The 1,378-nt window shown below is 56.2% G+C and carries 1 protein-coding gene; it reads right to left on the reverse strand.

The features are described 5' to 3' along the window. Positions 1-263 precede the first annotated feature (263 nt). A complete protein-coding gene (locus MUB52_RS23850; protein ID WP_263846656.1) occupies positions 264-1,298 on the reverse strand; it encodes an IS110 family RNA-guided transposase in 1,035 nt (344 codons plus the stop codon). Positions 1,299-1,378 lie beyond the last annotated feature (80 nt).

Consider the following 1,378-nt stretch of genomic DNA (forward strand, 5'->3'; position numbering starts at 1 on the left):
CTCTAATCGGGCGTTGGGGTCAAGTTCATTTCATCATTTGTTTTCCGTCTTGTAGGGATCGTTGTCTCTCATCCGGGTCACACTTCTTTTCGCAGTCACTGGTTGCCCGGTTCGGTTGAGCCGCTGCATGCATGTGTCCGAAATGGACGTGGAGCGCCCCGCTTAGTCTCGCGCTTCAAGTTGCGCAGTGAGCTTTTTCGGCGTCATCCACAGACCTCGTCCGGTGAGGGACGATCCCGTCATTGGTTTTTGGTCGGGTCAGATCATACGGTGCCCTCCACTTTCCCATGACGGAACTCGGTGTTGTCGGCCCACATGCGATGCATGATGACGGCCAGTTTTCTGGCAACGGCGACGACCGCACGACGACGACCTTTTCGACGCATCAAGCGCAGGCCCCAGCTCTTGATCTCCGAACTCGCAACGGCGCGCATCATCATCGCATTTGCTGCGGCATACAGCGTGGCACGGACGTCGCTGTCACCAGCCTTCGAGATGCGGCCTGGACTGTCCATCTCTCCAGACTGGTATCGTCGAGGTGTTAACCCAAAATGTGCAGCCACTGTTCGAGAACTGGTGAACCGCGCTGGATCATCGACTGCCGTGCGGAATGTCAGGGCCGCAATAGGGCCAACGCCGGGGATCTCCATAAAGCGCAGACATATCTCGTCATGACTTGCCGCCTGCTTCACACGGCGATCTAGTTCACGGTAGGTTCTGTACAGCACAGCCCGCGCATCCAGCAGTGGCAAAAGTGCATGAGACAAATCAGGATCAGCCTCGACCAGTGGTCGGACGCGATCATCGAAAGATCCCTGATCTACGCGGGAGGGCAAACGCAATCCAAAGATCCTGAACAGGCCGCGGACTTCATTGGCTAAGTCGATGCATTTCTTCTGAACTGCCTTTCTGCTGCTCAGAAGCGCCCTATGAGCATGGGCTGCCCGGCTTTTGATGAAGACCCTGCCAAACCATCCGGACCGCAAGACTTGGGCGATACCGCGAGCGTCCGTCTTGTCGGTCTTGTTACGCATTGCTGATAGCGCGGCATTCACCTGGCGCGCTTCCATGCAGACAACATCAAAACCGGAGGCCCGCAGGCCATAGTAAAGATGCTGGCTCATCGCGCCGGACTCAAATCCAACCCTAAATCGACCGGCGGGCACATCCCGCAGGCAGGCCGCGATATCCTCAATCTCGCAAGCGACAGAGCGCTCGAAGATGTGTTTGCCATCAGCGTCAACCACACAGACAGCCACAGACCTAAGCGACACGTCCAAACCAACATAGTAATCCATTTCGTTCTCCTCAAATTGCAGAAACACCCTGCAACCCTATCAAGAACCTGACCCAACTATCCGGTCAGCCCGATTACCCA

The sequence above is a fragment of the Roseobacter sinensis genome, assembly GCF_025755255.1.
In the GTDB taxonomy this organism is placed as follows: Bacteria; Pseudomonadota; Alphaproteobacteria; order Rhodobacterales; family Rhodobacteraceae; genus Roseobacter; species Roseobacter sinensis.